Here is a 17,210-nt window from a genome sequence, read left to right as displayed (position 1 = left end):
TTGTTTCCTTCGTCGATAGGGCAGACTGCCCTGCTTGAAGCATGGTCTGCGCCGACTCTTCCTGCATAATAAATCCAACCTTACCAAAGAATAGTACTAACAGGAAGAAAGGAGAGTTGATCATTGAGGCGCATACGTGATTTGAGTTTGGTGGTCAGTATCAGTCTTGTCGTCCTGTGTCTTTTCGTCGGTGGAGCGTTGGCCTACAATGAATCCCCGATGTTGGCTGCTTTGGTGGAAGAGGGTGTATTGCCGCCGGTGGAGGAGAGGTTACCCCTAGAGCCCTTGGTAATTGAGCCCTTGGATGAAATTGGAGTTTACGGCGGTACCCTGAGAACCGCCACCATCGAGCCCAATTCTCCCTCTAGCGATGGACACTCTCATATTCGAATTCCCTATCTGTTCTGGGTCGATCCAGACAGTGGGCAGATTATCCCTTATATCGCCAAGGGGTATGAGTTTACCGATGACAATCGCACTCTGACAATCTTCCTACGGGAAGGGCTAAAATGGTCCGATGGACATCCCTTCACCGCCGATGACATCATGTTCTGGTGGGAAGATGTGATCCTCAACGACGAGCTGACTCCGGTCAAACCAGCCATCTGGCGTCCCGGCGGCGAGTTAGCTAGATTTGAAAAAGTCGATGACTACACCATCAGAATTCACTTTGCTGTTCCCTTCCAACCCATCATGTCGTACTTGGCATACTGGGGTTCCCGGCAGGGGAATATGTTCCATCCCAAGCATTACCTGAAGAAATGGCATATCAATTACAACCCCCAGGCCAACGAATTAGCCCGACAAGAGGGATTTGAATTCTGGTATCAGGCCTTCGGGAATCACCGCACCATCGGACCGGGGCAGTCAGACCTAGACCTGCCAACGATTAACCCCTGGGTGATTACCGCTCGCCGGCCCAACCGCATTGTCTTGCAGCGCAATCCCTACTATGGCGCCGTTGACCCCGCCGGTAATCAACTGCCCTATATCGATGAAATTACCGTCGAAGTTCTCGAACGGGAAACTATGGTGATTAGAGCCAGCAGCGGAGACTTGGACATCTGCGGTATGAACCTGGAGATCTCTGATATCCCCGTTCTCAAGGAGAACGAGGAACGGGGCGATTACCGCGTTCACCTCTGGCCCAGCACTGTCCCGGCGGAGATTGGAATTGGCTTTAACCTCAGCCACAAGGACCCGAAGCTCAGAGAAGTCTACCAACAGGCCAAGTTCCGTCAAGCCCTATCGCTGGCCATCAATCGGGAAGAGATCAACGACTTGGTCTTCTTTGGCCTGGGAGTACCGATGCAGGCGACGGTACATCCCACAAACAGCTTCTATAAAGAAGAGTGGGCCCAATCCTATGCACAATACGACCCCGACAGAGCCAATCAACTGCTGGATGAATTGGGTCTAGAGCGAGGTCCTTCCGGATGGCGCCGACATCCCGATGGTACAGCCTTGACGGTGGCCATCGACTATTCCGCTTCCCTGCCCTTTGCCAACTCGGTGCTGGAATTGGTGCAAAGCTACTGGGAGGCAGTGGGCATCCATACAGTGCTCAGCTCCCATGAGCGATCCCTGTATACCACCATGGCCCAGGCCGGTGAGATTGGTGTCGCTGTCTGGCATACCGACCGGATGATGGAGTCTCGGGTGAATCTCCCGGACATGACTAAGTTCAATCCCGGCAGCTCCGATATCCCATGGGCCTATGCCTGGAAGCAATGGCTCAACACCGACGGCGCCCAGGGCATGGAACCCAGTGGTCCAGCAGCGGAGGCCTTCATGGAGTTCATGAACGCGTTTCAAGCATGGTATACCGTGGAGACCGAGGAAGACTACCAAAGACTGGCCGATGAGATCTGGTCCAGTCAAGCGGAGAATCTGTGGATTATCGGAACGGTAGGACTATCCCAAAGACCCATTGTCTCATCTAATCGCCTGCACAATTTCCCAGAAACCCGACCCTGGGGCGACGATATGGGCTGGTGGCGAATAGCCTATCCAGAGCAGTGGTTCATCAAGTAGGCGGTAACACTGGTTCTATAGTCTAACTCGTACCGACAGGGGCTGTCTTCATCTTCCTTGAAAGACGAAGACAGCCCCTTCTTGTGTATTCAATTAAGCCAGCCCAGTACTATGCAGGCCCTCTACCTGCAAGGGCGAATATTGCAGCAAAGATCTTTAGGAGGGATTACAGTTTGAGCAACACAATTGCCCAGGAGAAAGTGCGACAGGCCGTTGAGGTCCTCAGAGAAAGGGATATTGACTGCTGGCTGACCTTTACCAGGGAAAGCGACTCCTCGGGGGAGCCCGCCTTGGATCTGATCCTCGGCGCTAACGTCACCTGGAATTCGGCCTTTATCATTACTCAGGGAGGAGACAGCATTGCCATCGTTGGCGACGGTGACATGCAAGCGGTACAGACCATAGGTTCCTTCCAGGAAGTCATCGGGTATACACAAGGGATCAAAAGGCCACTGGTTGACACACTGCGGCGGCTAAACCCCAGACACATTGCCCTAAACTATTCCCTGGACAACGTCGCTGCCGATGGACTAACCCATGGCATGTATTTGCTCCTTTGCAACCTGTTGGAGGACACGGAATTTCCCCATCGCTTTGTTTCCTCAGACCCCATCGTCACCGCAGTGCGGGGGCGTAAGACCCCGGCAGAGATAGAGGCCATCGGAAAGGCCATCGCGGTGGCTGAGAAAATCCTAGACGAGGTCTCTACCCACATCAAGCCAGGAATGTCGGAGCTAGACATTTTCCGTTGGTTCCACCAGCGAATGGAGTTTTATCAAGTGGAGCCGGCTTGGTTTGCTGCCTCCTGTCCAGGGGTGTACTGTGGACCGGATTCACCGACGGGGCACGCCTTTCCCGAAGCCGATATCATCCTCCAAGGGGGCCAGACCCTGGTAGTGGATTTTGGAGTTAAGGTGGAGGGATACTGCTGTGATTTGCAGCGTACCTGGTATGTGCTCAAACCCGGTGAAACAGCGGCCCCTCCCAGGGTGCAGCGTGCCTTCCAAGACATGTTGGCCATCCTGGAAGCCGGCGAAAAGGTAATTCGACCGGGGATTACCGGCGTAGAGGTGGATACGCCCATGCGTCAAGTCATCGCCGACCGGGGCTATCCCGAGTGGGGCTACGCCATGGGACATGAGATTGGCCGCTCAGCCCATGACGGCTCCCTCGTTCTTGGGCCTAAGTGGGAACGGTATGGCAGCAGTGTTCTGCTTCCCTTGGAGGTAGGCAACTGCTTTGCCGTCGAATGCGGCATCAAGCTGCCCGACGTAGGGATGTTCAATTTCGAGCAAAACATCCTGGTGACCGAAACTGGATTCCAGTATTTGTCCACGAAGCAGGAGGAATTGCTCTATATCACAGGATAGCAGAAGACGACGAAAAACTAAGGGGTAACGGCAAGGACTCGGTCCTGGTAGATCCGCACCTGCTCGACAATATGCCCGAGGTTACCTTCCCCGGCATACCGGGAGGTATCAAAGAAGTTTTCCGTCAACTCTACCCAGAGCAGTTCGTTTTTCTCTGGGGTCAAGGTCACCGGGCAGCGCAGTCGCCCGACATAGACCTCGAGATAAAGATCAGAAGCGTAGTAGGTCAAATCCATGAAGTGGTAGAGGGTTACGTCTTCCTCGGTTATCCCCGTTTCTTCATAGAGTTCCCGATAGGCGGCAGCCAGCCCCGTCTCCCCGGGCTGAATTTTGCCGCCTACCACATTACAAAGCCCCTTGTAAGGCTCCTTCGCCCGTTTGCACATCAACAGCTTCTCCCCAGAGGGATTGTAGATCAGGATTAGGTTATAGCCTTGCATATGTCCACTCCTTGCCTTGAGGTCCCATACTCCTTCCCGATAACCCCGATACCTTCCTGCGAAGGTAAGGAGGTCCCCAGGGGCTCTGGTCGTAAGAATACACCAACGCACTCTTGCCAAGTTCCAAGTCAAGGTACAAACCTTTCTGCCCAAGGAGTGACTAGTATGCCTATGGCAAAACCTAACATGATCCTGATCTTCATGGATGATATGGGTTACGGCGACATGAGCTGTTATTCCAACACACCCATCAGGACCCCAAATATGGACAAGGTAGCCGGGGCCGGAGTGAAGTTCACCCAGATGTACGCTGCGGCACCCATCTGCACACCATCCCGAGTGGGTATTTTAACCGGTAGATATCCCCAGCGCAGCGGACTGTCACGGGTGCTCTTTCCCGAGGACGAAGAAGGCTTAACCCAAGCCGAGGTGACCATTGCCGATTGCCTCAAAGCCCAGGGCTACGCAACCTGCGCCCTAGGCAAATGGCACGTAGGTTGCCGACCAGAGCATATGCCCCGTCAACACGGCTTTGACTACTTCTTCGGACTTCCCTACAGCAACGACATGGACCCCCTTCCCCTCTACGAAAATGAAAGGGTCATCGAGTCACCACCGGATCAAGCCACCCTCACCCGCCGTTACACCGACAAAGCCATTGAGTTCATCCAAGAGCACAAGGATCAGCCCTTTTTCATCTACTTAGCCCATACCATGCCCCACATCCCCCTGCATGTAGAGGAAGAGTTTCGCGGTAAATCAGCGGCAGGCACCTACGGAGATACCATTGAGTGTATTGACTGGCATTTGGGACGACTTATGGATACTTTAGAGGAACTTGATCTCCTGGATAACACCCTGCTGATGATCACCAGTGACAACGGGCCGTGGTATGAAGGAAGTACCGGGGGATTACGAGGACGGAAGTTTGACGTGTATGAAGGGGGCGTGAGAATGCCCTTCGTAGCCCAATGGCCCAGGGTCATTCCTGCCGGCACCCTCTGTGAACAACCAGCCAGCCAGATGGACCTACTACCCACCCTGACCAAACTAGCCGGCGGAGAGGTGCCCCAGGATCGCATCATTGACGGTCGGGACATTTGGCACCTATTCCTCAACCAAGGCGGCAGCCCCCACGAAGCCCTCTACTTCTATGCTGCCGACAGTCTCAACGCCATTCGGGTGGGCAAGTGGAAACTCCATGTGGCTCGAGGCTTTCGTGGGGAAGACCGCAGGGAGATGCCCCAACTCTTTGACCTCAGTATCGATCCCGGAGAAAGCTATAACCTAGCGGATCGCTATCCCGGCTTAGTTGAGAAATTAATCGCCAAGATGGAAGTCTTCGATGGAGAAATTAGAGAGCAGCGTCCTGCTGGGAAGCACTAAAACTACAAAATGCGGATAGGCTCAGGCAGCCTATCCGCATTCCCCTAACGGAGTCAAAGCCTATTAGGCCTCACTCCACCTCGGGTTGATCATATCAACCACCTCCTCGTCGGGACCAATCTCGGCCTGATCCCAATGATAGCTTACCAAGAATCCGCAACTCCAGCGTACCCAGTTTTCGTAGGAATCATTCTTTCGCTCTGACAATCTTGCGAATACTGTCATAGCTGAGATGATATGCCTCCATCAAGGCATGAATCGGCTCACCTTCCTGGTAACGCCTGCGAATCTCCTGGTTGCGCAACTGCAGCTTTCTTCTGGTTCCGTTGCGCTGTCCCCATCCGACCCGTTCCCCGGATTCCCGAGGGATATAAAGTTCCCGTCCACTAACATACTTTTGTACCTGTCGGAGGAGACTCGGTGGTAAGACATCTTCTGCGTTCAAGTACATGGGCCAACATCCTCCTGTAGATTGTTGCTGCGTTGGCCCCCACTAGACTGCGACGACGCAGTCTATCTGTGATGGATCCCTTCCATCACCTTGATTTCGGCGGGCCAATCCATTGTGTTTGCTTTAGCGACAAGGCCAAAAACTCTCACCCTGGCCCACCTCCTTTCTGCGTATACTCTGCCTTTATCTCTATTTATACTTTATTTCCAAGCGTCCTTCACGGAAAATCCCCTTCGGAGCTATTTTTTCCGGAATTAGCTTCTGGAAATACTCGGCGCGTTTTCGCTAGGCAATCTCTTCTAGGCGGGTGACAATCATCTCGAGGACATCACCCACTCCTTCACTGCGCTCTCGCTGAGCAATAATACCGCCCCGGGCTTCTACCAACTCCTTAACCTCTTGGTCAGCATTCCCGGTAGTTGCCGGAAGGAATCGCTGCAGCATTCCCATATCGTTTTGTGAGTCACCCATGGCCAGCACCAACTCCGGGGGAATACCGAGATGTTCGCTGAGTTTGGCTAGAATGGGGCCTTTGCCAAGGATGGGAAACCGCAGGGCGATCCCGCGATGGTTTCTTACCGGGCGCAGGTTATCGGCACCCATTAAATCCAGTAGTTTGGTATGAGCCGCTAAAGCCGTCTCGGGATCGGGAAAGACGGCTTCAACAAACCCCCTTCTCTCCTGGGTCGCCTCGTCGTTGAGCCTAAAGGTGAGGTGGGGATACTGCCGGGAAAACTCCTGGATAATCTCCCGGGCCCGAGGCAGCAGGTCCCTTTCCGTGGTCAAAGCCTCCTGATTCCAGGGGCACCAGGGTTGATACTGACCATCCTTCAACTCATATATATCTCTTTCCTCACAGATCAGAAACTCGGGATAACCGGTGCTTCCACCGATGCCATTGCCCTCCATAAACCTAAGGGTATCCTCGGCTGGTCTTCCGGTGGCAATAGCGATAATAACTTGGTGCTTGTGCAGTCTTGCCAGCTGCTGCAGGGTCTTGGCTGCAATGGTGGCGTCGGGGTTAATCAGGGTTCCATCCAAATCCAGTGCAACAAGGTGTGGGATTTCCATCTTTGTTCTCCTCCTGGTTCCATGCTATGGACTTATTTAGCAGCAAGGCAAAAGGTTCCTGCTAGGCCAGTCATCAGTCGCATTATCACCTGGTCTCAATCCCTTTTTGGTCGGCCAGAAGCCATCATGCAGATCTTCGTTGTAATTTTACCATTATTGGCAATCTTTCCAGGGTTTTGCCCCGGGAAGCGGAACCCTATAGGCAAACCTACGTCCCAGCAACCAGGGATGTAGAGAGCGCTACGGCACTTTCATATCTGAGTAAGAGGTGAGATTATGTCACTAACGCCCCGGGAGCGAGTGTTAGCCGCCCTATCCCATCGCCGTCCCGACCGAACTCCCTTTGAACTGAGCTTTACCCCGCCCATGTTAGATAAATTCCGGGAGGAAACCGGTGCCACCGATCCCGACGACTACTTTGACCTGGATATTCGCACGGTAGGATTACAACCCACCAAACACATGAGTGACTTCAGCCGCTATCTGCCGGAGACAATGCCCGAGGGAACCGTCGTTGACGAATGGGGAGTAGCCCACCGACCGGGATCGATGTATCACTTCACGAAAATGATCCACCCCCTCCAGGCCATGACAACGATGGCTGAGCTGGAGGAGTATCCCTTTCCCGATGTAACTGCAGAGTATCGCTATGCACACCTCCCGGAGCAGGTAGAAGGGCTGCATTCTGCCGGTTACTTTGTCCAAGGCTTTGCCGGCCATATCTTTGAGATGGCCTGGTATATGCGGGGCATGGAAAACCTCTTGGCCGATCTCGTTCTCAACCCAGAATTTGCCACTGCCCTTCTGGACAGGATCACCGACATCAACAGTGTGACCGCCAAGAAGCTGGCCCAGGCCGGAGTGGATATGCTCAAGACCGGAGATGACGTCGGCACCCAAAAGGCAATGCTGATGAGCCCCGATATGTGGCGTCAGTGGTTCAAGCCTCGCCTGGCCAGGGGCATTGCCGCCGCTAAAGGGGTAAACCCCGATATTCACGTGTGGTATCACAGCGATGGCATGATCCTACCCATTATTCCCGACCTGATTGAAATTGGGGTTGACGTTCTCAACCCCATACAACCAGAGTGTATCGACCCAGAGATGATCAAGCGAGAGTATGGGGACCAAATCAGTCTCTGGGGCACCATCGGAACCCAAAGCATCATGCCCTTTGGTACCCCTCAAGAAGTGCGGGAGTACACCAAGGACCGCATCCGACGCCTAGGTTACAACGGCGGGCTGGTACTGGCCCCCACCCACGTCCTTGAACCCGATGTGCCTTGGGAGAATGTAATCGCCTTTGTCGAGACGGCCAGAGAGTTTACCGACTTTTAATCCCCAACCAAGGGACAACACAACAACAGGGATGCCACCGCCTTTTGGGCGGTAACATCCCTGTTTTTCCTTGTCACGTTGGATCAGCGTCCTTCTTATCCCTTGATGCCAGTCAAGGTGATTCCCTGGATAAAGGTCCTTTGGGTGAAGAAGAACAGGACGATAATCGGCACCGTCATCATGGTGGCTGCTGCCATCAGCAAGGCCCATTCTGTCTGATAACCACTTTGAAACTGCTGCAGTCCCAGGGACAGGGTGTATAGGGTCTGATCTTTGAGGTAAATCAAGGGCCCGAGGAAATCATTCCAGGTCCAGATAAATTGAAAGAGGGCTACTACCGCCAAGGCCGGCTTGGCCAAGGGCAGAATTACCCGGCGGAAAATACCGAACTCCGTACACCCATCAATCCGGGCCGCATCCGATAGTTCCTGGGGAATGGTCATAAAGAACTGTCTTAACAGGAAGATGAAGAAGGGGCTCCCAAAAAAGCTAGGGACAATTAAGGGCAGATAGGTATTGGTCCAACCAAAGGCGTTGAACAACAGGTAGACGGGAATCATCGTCACCTGGTAAGGAATCATCATCGTAGAGATGATTATGATAAACAGGATATTGCGTTCCGGCCAATCAATCCGGGCCAACCCATAGGCCACCAAGGGACTGGACAGGGTTACCCCGATCACACTAAGGGCAGTGATGGTAACGGTGTTTTTCGCGTACACCAGCATGGGGACAAAGGTCAAGGCCCGAGGGAAGTTGCTCCACATCAGCGGACTGGGAATCCAAACGGGAGGCCAAGCAAAGATCTGTTGGTCTGGTTTCAATGCCGTTGTCACCATGGTGACCAAGGGTAGGATAAAAACAAGGCCAAAGGTGATGAGAACAAAATGGGAAAGCACGCGACGAATTAAGTCCCGTTGTTTGATGCTGGTTCTAGCCGACATAGTGTGTCCCTCCTAGTTCCTCACTGATGAAAGCACCGGAGTAGGTATGACCGATATGGTCATACCTACTCGCGGCCCGAAGCAGCTTATTTCAGTTTCGCCAGTTCTGCCTCTACCTCTCTATCTACCTGATCTAGGATGCTCTGGGGAGTACCGCCCTGCAAGAGGCGAATGCGGTCCCGAGCGTTGTTGATTCGGTCGAGGTAGAAGAGCTCAACGGGAGTGGCAAATCCTGTGGGCTCGGTATTGCGAAGAATCTCGCTGAATACGCCCAATTGCGGATACTGCCGGATATAGTCTTGGTAAATCGGCTCCTCGGTGACTTTGTCCGCCAGCGGGAACCATCCACCCATCGTAAAGATCTTGGCTCGCTGCTCCTCAAAGCCCTTGCCTACCCAGAAGAGCAGGTACTGCAGAGCTTCCCGAGGATGCTTGGCGCCCTTGGGAATTAAGCCGTATCCCGAGGGAACAATCATCGCGTTCTTCCGCCCTCCTGGAGGTGCAGGTAGGGGAACGACGCCATAGTCGAAGTCGTCGGCGGCGTAACGGGCAATGTCCAGTACCTTCCACTGACCCATCAGCTGCATGGAGAACTTCTCAGAGATGAAGGGATCCAGCGCCTGGGAACGCTCAGTGGCCAGGCTGGAGTTAAAGGCTACAATCCGGCGGACATCGTACTTCTTCGAATAGGAGGCAATCCACTCAGCCGCCTCCACGTTCTTGGGATGGTTGGCGGTGATCTCTTCACCATCTAACCACTGACCGCCGAAAACGTTGGCCCACTGGTACAAATCATCGGGAAGGAATCCTGCCCGCTCGATTTGCCTAGCCTGGTTATACTTCGTTAGCTTCTCGGCATAGAGATCCAGGGTAGCGATATCCGTCGGTGGGCTATCGGGGTCCAGACCCACTTCCCGGAAGTGGTTCTTGTTGTAGTACAAGCCCATCACATCGACAAACCCGTGGAAGGACCACAAATGCCCAGCATACTCGTTGGCAGTCCACAGGGGATACTGATACTCCTTGTACTCCCGCAGCTCATCCTCGGTCATCAGCTCATCGATGGGAATGATGGCTCCCCGAGCTGCATAGGAGATGACGTTCCCCATGGTGTAGATAATGTCCGGGGGATCTCCCGCGGCAATGGCTGCCATCAACTTCGTATCCCGCTCATCATAGGGAACCACGAGGGCATTGACTTTGATCCCAGGATGGGCCTCCTCAAACATCTCAATGACCTCGTCGATGACGTGGGTCCAGGCACCGGTCCAACCGTGCCACAATGTAATAGTTACTTCCTCCGCTGCGGCGACGACGGTGGTTGCCAGCAGCAATACCAAGAGAATCGGAACCAACAGGCTAATCCGTTTCACTGCATGCTCCTCCCTTTCCTTGTGATATGGTGAAGACAAGAATGACCAACTAGTGTCCGATGTCTCACCTCCCACCCTTAGAGCAGTCTTCCGGCTTGACGAGATCGAAAGAGCTTTCTTTCTTGACCCGTTTCCAAAGCCCTAGCGCTCACCGGCGTAGTACACCCAGGATCGAGAACTGCGCAGTAGCAGCAAGGTGAAAAACATAATGATCACAAACAGGATCCAGGCCTGGGCCGATGCATATCCCATTTTGAAGTAACGGAATGAGTTGTTATATAGGTAGAGGGAATAAAAGAGGGTTGAATCCGCGGGCCCTCCGTTGGTCATGATATAGGCTTGGGTGAAATACTGGAATGAGTTAATTAGACCCATGATCACGTTGAAGAGAATGGTGGGTGTGATCATAGGGATGGTAATGTGGATGGTCTTGTGCCAGGCACTGGCTCCATCAAGTTCCGCCGATTCATACAGGGAAACGGGAACATCCTGCAAAGAGGCTAGATAAATCAAGGTTGCATTTCCTACTCCCCACAAGCTCATGATAATCAACGCGGGTTTTGACCACGCCGGATCGGCAATCCAGCCGGGACCTTGAATCCCAACCAACTCCAGCAAAGCGTTGATCACACCGTAATAGGGGTTAAAGAGCCACATCCAGACAATAGACGAGGCTACAATGGGAACGATGGACGGTAAGTAATAAACCGTTCGATATACCGCCATTCCCCCGACGTTCTGATTTAACAACAGGGCCAGGAGCACGCCGATGATGGCACCCAAGGGTACCGAAAAGGCACAGAAGTAGAAGGTATTGTATAATGAGGTCCAAAACAAGTTGTCCCCAAAGAGAGTTCGGTAATTGTCCAACCCAATAAACTCGGCAGGGGCCAAGACACTATACTTGGTCAAGCTTAGGTAGATGGACATCACAAAGGGATAGAGAGTAAAAACAGTAAATCCGATGATCCAAGGAGAGACGAAAAGCAGACCCATGAGTCGATTTCGTTTGGTTATAGCAGACCCTCGTTTAATGGCAATCAACCCCTTCCGGATAGCTTTGAGGATAAGGTTCCGTCCCAAGATTCATATTCCTTTAATCTTCTCACAATTTTTTCTATTCAGTTATCCGCTTTGCTATGGGGCCCTCAGAATTGCATAATAAAAAGCCCTCCGCAACAACGGAAAGGGCTATGACCGCCTAATTAGATTCCCCTAGCACTGCCTCGAAAGGATAGATTGGGCTGCTGCGCGCAAATCACTGAAGTCCAAACCGGCACAATGGTCTTCTATCGACTGAGAGAATCGGTTAATAATTCCCGTCATCTTGTCAAGTTCTGCGATGACTGAAGCTAAGGTGTCTTCGAGGTCACGATGGCGACGCTGGAGAATAATTAACTGCAGGACACTCCTCATGCTGGCTAAGGGATTGCGCAATTCATGCTCCACGATCGGAAGTAAACTGTGGAGTAAACGTAATCCTTCTAGACGACGCACCTCTCGCTCCAGCTTCACTCTTTCAGTCACTTCGTTAAGAGACAGCACCAGGTACTCCACCTCGCCGTCAGAAGAAAGCAGCGGAACTAGTGTCCAATCCCAAAAGGTTTCGCCCTGTTCTGGGCTGTTTTCATACACAAAGGGGCGCTCGTAGGCTGTAAAGGGGCGTTTGGTAGCGACAACTTTCTCGAAGATCTCCCGAGCATCGGAGGGGTAAAGCTCAAAATGGTTGAGCCCAGGGAAATCCTCCGGACGCCTTCCGTCTCTCCGAGCGTACAGCTCATTAACTTCTATAAAGTTAAAATCTCGATCTAAGATTGCTATTGCGGTCAAAGAATGATACCGAAACCATTTCTGCACACAATCTCTATTGATTTTGGGTCCGTGCCTAGCTACAAACAATTCCCTTCTCCTCAAGTGCATAGTGTTCATCCTATCACAAGCTACCTACTGGGCCAGGGCTTGCCACTGCAGAAATTCTTCGCTCTCTGTCCAGCGCAGAGGTTCCGTCACTGTCTTGAATAGGATATCTACGAGGATCATATGGCGGGCTTCTTCGTCGGCTAACTCTAGGAAAACATTTTCTGCAATCTTATCCTTCTTCTCCCGGGCCTTGGCGGCAAAGTCGAGATAAACATCTCGATTCTTCCTCTCCACCTCATAGGCATGCCGATATGCCTTGGCATACTGCATCGCCAGGGGCGTTGTCGGATCCACTTCAAAGCCTTCATCGATGATTGCCGCAAAGGCAGCCTTGGCCTCGGGAATTAGGTCGCTTTTAGGGCCCCAGGGCCGTTTTTCAATGAGACAGTAGATGGCATGAATATGACGTTCCTCTTCCTCTGCCAAGACCTCGAAGATGCGTCTGAGCCGCCGATGGGGGGCTTGTTTAGTCAGTTTCCGATAGTATTCGATCCCCTCTTCCTCCATTTCAATTGCAAAGGTGTAAATATCCCTCACCTTATAAGCCTCCTTCTTGATCCTCTACGGTCGCCAAAAGACCATATCGGTATCGGTTCGTGCTTAGAGACTGGATCCCTGCTTGTTCTCCCCTAGCTTATTAGCGGCTCTTTGCTATGGCCATTCCTGTAGCCGTCGGCAGAAGAAAATGACCATCATCGGATCTCTTGGTCTCCAAGAAACTGGCTAAGCTATCTAACTTGGCGGCTATCTCGGCTAGTTGCTTCTGAGATAGCATCGACAGCGCGTAATCAAGTAATGACTCCAAGGAGGGTACTTTGAGTTCATTGGGAAACAGCCTAACTTCAACATCCTCAAAGTGACGCAGCAGGCTATCTTGGCAGTTTTCCAAGGTGAAGGGGGAAAGGAGCAGAGAGTCGATCACCAATCGGGAGTCGAATTCCTGCAGCCACTCCTTAATGTCGGCCAAATGTCTATTACCCACGGTAGTTGCGTACAACACCCCTCCAGGCTGCAATACCCTGCAAAATTCCGATAAAGCCACATCTAGATCCGGCACATGATACAGCATGTGATTGGCGATTACTACCTGGAAGGTCCCAGCCTCATAGGGAATGTCCATGGCATCGATGATCCGGTAGCTAAACCGAGGATCGTCGCTGCTGAGATCCTGTCGGGCTTCCTGCAGCATCCCCGGCGAGAGATCGGAGAGAACTACATCCGCATCCTCGGGAAGGGTACCCAGCAGGTGCTTCCACAAAGCACCGGTCCCACAACCCAGCTCCAAAACCCTACTTCCCAGATCAATCTTAATGTTATCGGCCACCCAATTAAACCAGGGCTGAGGATTGGTGGAGTAGCGGTAAATCTGTGCCCTGGCCGACAATCGAGAGCTATCCCGGTACTGCTCCTTGCTCAAGTCAAAATTTGCAGTCATTGCTCTCCATCTCTCCCCCTTGCGGGAAGTCAACCACTTTATGTAGACAATCATTCTATCGCAACTAGGTTCGTCTCAGGTTACCGACTTCCTTGAGAAAAATAGCCAGGCACTGGGCCCGGCTATTGCAGCAAGATCTTACAGTATGTTACATCAACTATCCTTGCATGATGTTTTCAATTCGCTCCAGTACTTCGGAGGAAAGCTCGATATCAATGGCCTTGACGTTCTCCTCCACTTGACTGGGTTTGCTGGCGCCAATCAAAGCACTGCTAATTCCCGGTTGATGCAGAATCCAAGCCAAGGACAGTTGAGCCAGAGTAACGCCTAGTTCCTCAGCGATTTTGATTAGCTGCTCCACCTTCTCCAGATTAGCATCGGTCAACATCCGGGTAATGGACTGGTTGGCCTTGGGGTCCGCGGCCCGGCTGTCCTGGGGAATCTCCTGACCCTTACGATACTTACCGGTCAACAACCCCTGAGCCAGCGGGGAAAAGACTATCAACCCGATGCCATTGTCAAGACAGGTGGGCACTACAGACTCCTCGATGTACCGGTTGAAGAGGTTGTAAACCGGCTGGTTAACCACGATCCGGTCCAATAAGTACCTATCCTGCACCCGAAGTCCCTCGACGATCTGGGCTGCAGTCCATTCACTGACGCCCATGTAGAGCACCTTACCCTGCCGGATCATGTCCTCAATGGTTCTAAGGGTTTCCTCCAGTCTCACCGTGGGATCGAAGCGATGGCAATAGAGGATGTCGACATAGTCGTGTTCTAGCCGTCTGAGGCTGTGGTGCAGCTGCTCAAAGACGTGTTTTCTCGACAGACCGCGATCATTGGGGCCATCACCCATGGGCCAGAAGACCTTGGTTGCCAGGACATAGGAATCCCGATTAAACTGTTTTAGGGCCGGTCCGACAATCCTCTCGGCCTCACCCTGGGCATAGACATTAGCGGTATCAAAGGAGTTGATTCCAAGTTCGTAGGCCTTCTCGATGGTTCTGACGGCAGTGTCCCTTTCCACGGAATTGCCATAGGTCAACCAGCTACCGAGACTAATCTCACTAACCTTGATCCCAGCTTTCCCCAGCTGTCTGTACTTCAAACCATACACCTCCGCGTGTGTCTTGAAAAACCAAGTTCCCACCACCGAAGGAATTAATTCTTGAAGGGTTAACTCCCTCGGTTACTCAGACTTCCCCAGTTGCACCAGAACACAGTCATACACCGTGTTCATTCCTAGTTCCTTGGCCTTTTCCTTAACGGCCTCATCGTAGGTTCCAGGTTGAAACCACACATTCTTGATCCCCAGTTGATGGGCCTCCTGCAGTGTCTGCAGGGTGATGTTCCGTCGAACGACAAAGTCGATGACCGCCGGCTTTACGGGAAGCGCCGACAAAGAAGAGTAGCAGGGTTCTCCTTCGATCGACTCATATTTGGGATTGACGGCATAGACATCGTACCCCCGGTCCTTGAGCCGCTTCCAAATCTTGTAGCCAAACTTATCGGTATTGGGAGTTACCCCGATTACCGCCCAGGTTTTCTCCGCCAACATCATTGCTATGTTTCCATCCATCGGAAAATCCCCCCTTACTGACAGCTACGATCATACTTACCCAGCTTCTCTTGGTTTAACCATTTAGCTGCCTACCCATCCGATAAGTCTTAAATGCTCACTTGTGATCTGCGTACCGCCACCAGCAGACGGTTGCACCCATTCCCACCAAACCGGTGACTAAAAGGATATGGATGCCCAGGGGTTCGACGGCCATGCTCCCTTGGCCAACAGTTTGGCTGAGCAGAGCCGGAACTGACCAGGGAAAATACCAACCATAACCGGTCACCGCAACGACTTGCGCTGTAACCAGGGTGAAAACGATAAATCCCAGGGGAGAGAGATATCCTCGACCAATACTGGCCAACAACGCAACGGGCGTGGACAGGAATAAAGTCAAGATTGCGCACAGCAAAAATGTGAGCAAACCCTCACCGGCAATGGCCGTGGACCACTGGGGGATATCGACGATGCGGCCGACAATGAATCCCAGGACAATCACCACTACACTTAGGCTCAAGGACCACAACCCCACTACCAGGAACTTCCCCATGACAATGGCTCCCCTCGAGATCGGCAGAGCCAAAAGATCGTTGATAGTCCTGTCGGAATACTCCCTGCCAAAGACCCAACTGGTGATAAATCCGAAGATAAAGAGCCCGCCAACGGCTATCGCCTGGGACAACAGCCCAAGATAGGAGGGCCAATCGGCGGTCCCCATGATGTGTGCCTTGGCGGAAATTACGCCCATTTTCTGAGCCAGCTCCGGATCCTTTAAGATAAACATAAATAGCCCACCGACAAAGGGAATCATCAGACTGGCTAAGAGGGAGACCAGCGGTACCTTGGAGCGGAAGAGTTTCTTACTTTCCACCAAGAAGGCGGTAGCTAGCTTATTCATCGACCTTCCCTCCGGCTTCTTCTATGGTGCGCAGAAAAAAGGCTTCCAGGTCTTCTTCCACAACTTGCAGCAGAGTAGGCGGAACCTTAGCATTAACCAGCAAAGTGGCGACTTCATCGGGAGACTGCACTGCTCTTGGATCGGTGATCAACAGCGGTCCCCGGCCTCCATCTCCTGGCCCCAGATCCACCTGATACCCCGCCTGGGCCAAAACCGACAGCATCCCTTGGCGCTCCCTTCCATCCAAGACCAGCCATTTTTTCACTTGCTCCTTGAGACGGATTCCATCGATTGTCTTGATCAGTTTTCCGGCATGAATTATTCCAATGGTGGTGGCCACCCGGGCGATCTCATCGAGTTTGTGGCTGGAGATCAGGATGGTTACCCCCTCTTCTGCCAGTTCTAAGAGAAGCTTGCGTACCTCGACAATTCCCGCGGGATCCAGCCCATTGGTGGGTTCATCGAGAATCAGGACTTTAGGCCGATGGATCAAGGCCTTGGCAATGCCCAGCCGCTGGGCGTTACCCAGCGACAGGTGACGGGCCTTGCGGTGGGCGTATTCCGTGAGTTTCAGCTTCTCCATGATCCAATCGACACACTTAGAGTCCCCCATACCCCGCAGCCTTCTGACAATGCCCAAGTTCTCCCGCACCGTCAATTCCGGGTAGGAATAGGGGGTTTCCACGATATAGCCCACTTCAGCCCAGAGGTTGGTAGCGCCAGGGGAGACAGGCTTGCCAAACAAGTAACACTGACCTTGCGTGGGAGTGACCATTCCCAATAGCATCCGAATCGTTGTGGTCTTGCCAGCGCCGTTTAGGCCCAAGAAGCCAAAGATCTCACCGACCCGAACCGATAGGTTTACGTCCTCGACGGCATGGGTGGAGCCAAACCATTTGTGTAGGTTAACAGTCTTAATGACTTCTTCCATTTAGCCAAGTTCTCCTTAGAAAATATGTCGTTGCAGGACTAGGGCTGGGTGCCCAAGG

Annotated in this window: 17 protein-coding genes; 4 read left to right on the top strand and 13 right to left on the bottom strand. The window is 52.6% G+C overall.

All coding sequences use genetic code 11. The features are described from left to right. Window positions 1–123: 123 nt before the first annotated feature. Together GX030_01600 and GX030_01595 are read left to right on the top strand one after the other, a co-directional pair. On the top strand, window positions 124–2,034 hold the full coding sequence (locus GX030_01600; protein NLV91075.1) for an ABC transporter substrate-binding protein: 1,911 nt from the start codon (window positions 124–126) through the stop codon (window positions 2,032–2,034). Window positions 2,035–2,207: 173 nt separating this feature from the next. Beyond that, window positions 2,208–3,404, top strand: coding sequence for an aminopeptidase P family protein (locus tag GX030_01595; GenBank protein NLV91074.1), 1,197 nt, complete (start codon window positions 2,208–2,210; stop codon window positions 3,402–3,404). Window positions 3,405–3,421: 17 nt separating this feature from the next. Here GX030_01595 and GX030_01590 read toward each other — a convergent pair whose 3' ends face one another. Next, window positions 3,422–3,844, bottom strand: coding sequence for an NUDIX hydrolase (locus tag GX030_01590; protein ID NLV91073.1), 423 nt, complete (start codon window positions 3,842–3,844; stop codon window positions 3,422–3,424). 165 nt (window positions 3,845–4,009) lie between these two features. Here GX030_01590 and GX030_01585 point away from each other — a divergent pair, with 165 nt between their 5' ends. Further along, a complete protein-coding gene (locus tag GX030_01585) occupies window positions 4,010–5,230 on the top strand; it encodes a sulfatase (protein NLV91072.1) in 1,221 nt (406 codons plus the stop codon). 187 nt (window positions 5,231–5,417) lie between these two features. Here the strand turns inward: GX030_01585 and GX030_01580 are convergent, their stop codons facing one another. Both GX030_01580 and GX030_01575 read right to left on the bottom strand, forming a co-directional pair. Continuing rightward, the gene (locus GX030_01580) at window positions 5,418–5,681 is read right to left on the bottom strand and encodes a hypothetical protein (GenBank protein ID NLV91071.1); all 264 of its coding nucleotides are present in this window, start codon (window positions 5,679–5,681) and stop codon (window positions 5,418–5,420) included. Between the two features lie 285 nt (window positions 5,682–5,966). Next, a complete protein-coding gene (locus GX030_01575; GenBank protein NLV91070.1) occupies window positions 5,967–6,752 on the bottom strand; it encodes an HAD family phosphatase in 786 nt (261 codons plus the stop codon). A 276-nt stretch (window positions 6,753–7,028) separates the two neighbouring features. On the opposite strand from GX030_01575, the gene GX030_01570 reads away from it, so the two are divergent. Beyond that, window positions 7,029–8,090 (top strand): hypothetical protein, encoded by a 1,062-nt coding sequence (locus GX030_01570; protein ID NLV91069.1) that lies wholly within the window; start codon window positions 7,029–7,031, stop codon window positions 8,088–8,090. A gap of 95 nt (window positions 8,091–8,185) precedes the next feature. Here the strand turns inward: GX030_01570 and GX030_01565 are convergent, their stop codons facing one another. The 10 genes from GX030_01565 to GX030_01520 form a co-directional block, all read right to left on the bottom strand. Continuing rightward, window positions 8,186–9,034, bottom strand: a complete 849-nt coding sequence (locus tag GX030_01565; GenBank protein NLV91068.1) for a carbohydrate ABC transporter permease — start codon at window positions 9,032–9,034, stop codon at window positions 8,186–8,188. Window positions 9,035–9,120: 86 nt separating this feature from the next. Beyond that, complete coding sequence (locus GX030_01560; GenBank protein ID NLV91067.1) at window positions 9,121–10,407, bottom strand: ABC transporter substrate-binding protein; 1,287 nt, start codon at window positions 10,405–10,407, stop codon at window positions 9,121–9,123. Between the two features lie 141 nt (window positions 10,408–10,548). Beyond that, window positions 10,549–11,403 (bottom strand): sugar ABC transporter permease, encoded by an 855-nt coding sequence (locus GX030_01555; GenBank protein NLV91066.1) that lies wholly within the window; start codon window positions 11,401–11,403, stop codon window positions 10,549–10,551. Window positions 11,404–11,622: 219 nt separating this feature from the next. Further along, window positions 11,623–12,306 carry a PAS domain-containing protein gene (locus tag GX030_01550; protein NLV91065.1) on the bottom strand — a complete coding sequence of 228 codons (684 nt, stop codon included), beginning with the start codon at window positions 12,304–12,306 and terminating at the stop codon, window positions 11,623–11,625. 45 nt (window positions 12,307–12,351) lie between these two features. Next, window positions 12,352–12,864, bottom strand: coding sequence for a ferritin family protein (locus tag GX030_01545; GenBank protein NLV91064.1), 513 nt, complete (start codon window positions 12,862–12,864; stop codon window positions 12,352–12,354). A gap of 100 nt (window positions 12,865–12,964) precedes the next feature. Next, on the bottom strand, window positions 12,965–13,762 hold the full coding sequence (locus GX030_01540) for a class I SAM-dependent methyltransferase (protein ID NLV91063.1): 798 nt from the start codon (window positions 13,760–13,762) through the stop codon (window positions 12,965–12,967). A gap of 157 nt (window positions 13,763–13,919) precedes the next feature. Next, on the bottom strand, window positions 13,920–14,870 hold the full coding sequence (locus GX030_01535; protein ID NLV91062.1) for an aldo/keto reductase: 951 nt from the start codon (window positions 14,868–14,870) through the stop codon (window positions 13,920–13,922). Between the two features lie 81 nt (window positions 14,871–14,951). Then, the gene (locus GX030_01530; protein ID NLV91061.1) at window positions 14,952–15,323 is read right to left on the bottom strand and encodes a CoA-binding protein; all 372 of its coding nucleotides are present in this window, start codon (window positions 15,321–15,323) and stop codon (window positions 14,952–14,954) included. A 115-nt stretch (window positions 15,324–15,438) separates the two neighbouring features. Further along, window positions 15,439–16,221: an ABC transporter permease subunit gene (locus GX030_01525; GenBank protein ID NLV91060.1), complete on the bottom strand. Its 783-nt coding sequence runs from the start codon at window positions 16,219–16,221 to the stop codon at window positions 15,439–15,441. Continuing rightward, window positions 16,214–17,152, bottom strand: a complete 939-nt coding sequence (locus tag GX030_01520) for an ABC transporter ATP-binding protein (GenBank protein NLV91059.1) — start codon at window positions 17,150–17,152, stop codon at window positions 16,214–16,216. The genes GX030_01525 and GX030_01520 overlap by 8 nt, the downstream gene beginning before the upstream one ends. Window positions 17,153–17,210 lie beyond the last annotated feature (58 nt).

It is taken from the genome of Bacillota bacterium, assembly GCA_012727955.1.
In the GTDB taxonomy this organism is placed as follows: domain Bacteria; phylum Bacillota; class Limnochordia; order DTU087; family JAAYGB01; genus JAAYGB01.
Note: the sequence above shows the minus strand (reverse complement) of the source record. Positions and strands in the feature narration are given on the sequence as shown.

Bases quoted from the DNA above. Each gene is read 5' to 3' on its own strand.
- GX030_01590 (NLV91073.1), bottom strand. From the start codon at position 3,844: ATGCAAGGCTATAACCTAATCCTGATCTACAATCCCTCTGGGGAGAAG.
- GX030_01585 (NLV91072.1), top strand. From the start codon at position 4,010: ATGCCTATGGCAAAACCTAACATGATCCTGATCTTCATGGATGATATG.
- GX030_01580 (NLV91071.1), bottom strand. From the start codon at position 5,681: ATGTACTTGAACGCAGAAGATGTCTTACCACCGAGTCTCCTCCGACAG.
- GX030_01575 (NLV91070.1), bottom strand. From the start codon at position 6,752: ATGGAAATCCCACACCTTGTTGCACTGGATTTGGATGGAACCCTGATT.
- GX030_01570 (NLV91069.1), top strand. From the start codon at position 7,029: ATGTCACTAACGCCCCGGGAGCGAGTGTTAGCCGCCCTATCCCATCGC.
- GX030_01565 (NLV91068.1), bottom strand. From the start codon at position 9,034: ATGTCGGCTAGAACCAGCATCAAACAACGGGACTTAATTCGTCGCGTG.
- GX030_01555 (NLV91066.1), bottom strand. From the start codon at position 11,403: ATGGGTCTGCTTTTCGTCTCTCCTTGGATCATCGGATTTACTGTTTTT.
- GX030_01540 (NLV91063.1), bottom strand. From the start codon at position 13,762: ATGACTGCAAATTTTGACTTGAGCAAGGAGCAGTACCGGGATAGCTCT.
- GX030_01530 (NLV91061.1), bottom strand. From the start codon at position 15,323: ATGATGTTGGCGGAGAAAACCTGGGCGGTAATCGGGGTAACTCCCAAT.
- GX030_01525 (NLV91060.1), bottom strand. From the start codon at position 16,221: ATGAATAAGCTAGCTACCGCCTTCTTGGTGGAAAGTAAGAAACTCTTC.
- GX030_01520 (NLV91059.1), bottom strand. From the start codon at position 17,152: ATGGAAGAAGTCATTAAGACTGTTAACCTACACAAATGGTTTGGCTCC.